This window comes from Myxococcus sp. CA005, assembly GCF_006518205.1.
GTDB classification, from domain to species: Bacteria; Myxococcota; Myxococcia; order Myxococcales; family Myxococcaceae; genus Myxococcus; species Myxococcus xanthus.
The window spans coordinates 1-481 of the sequence record NZ_SRLV01000211.1; the positions used below are offsets into that span (position 1 = coordinate 1).

1 protein-coding gene is annotated in these 481 nt (G+C 67.8%); it reads right to left on the reverse strand.

The annotated features are described in order from the left end of the window. On the reverse strand, positions 1-481 hold a 481-nt coding region (locus FMQ63_RS37725), incomplete at both ends, for a hypothetical protein (RefSeq protein ID WP_228556578.1).

Below are 481 nucleotides of genomic sequence, written 5' to 3' on the forward strand. Positions count from 1 at the left end.
GGGGTGGGCAGTGACTCCAGCACGGACTGCCACAGCAGGTCACTGCGAAAGGCCAGCGCCTGGGCCGTGGTGACGAGCAGACCGCTGTCGAGCGCTTCCTGGACCTCGGTGATGATGCCGGCGGAGGGCTCGCCGAGCACCCCGGTGATGTCGTCGGGCCGGAACGTGGGGCCCAGCACCGCCGCCACCTGCAGTACCAGGCGGGTTCTGCGCGAGAGAGTTCCCAGTTGCTCTTCGACGAGGTTCAGGAACCGCCGCGGAAGCGCGGGGCGGACGGGCAGACCGTGCAGGCGCATCGCCAGTGCGCTGGTCCTGTCCTGCTCTCCGGACTCGGTGAGATGGGCGAGACCGTTTTCGGTGCGGATCTTGCCTTCGTCGAGATAACCGTTCACCAGTTCGGTGATGTTGCGCGGATTGCCGTCGAGAGCTGCCAGATGGCTCAGTAGGTCCCGCTCCGGTCGGGCCTGGCACAGCGCACGCG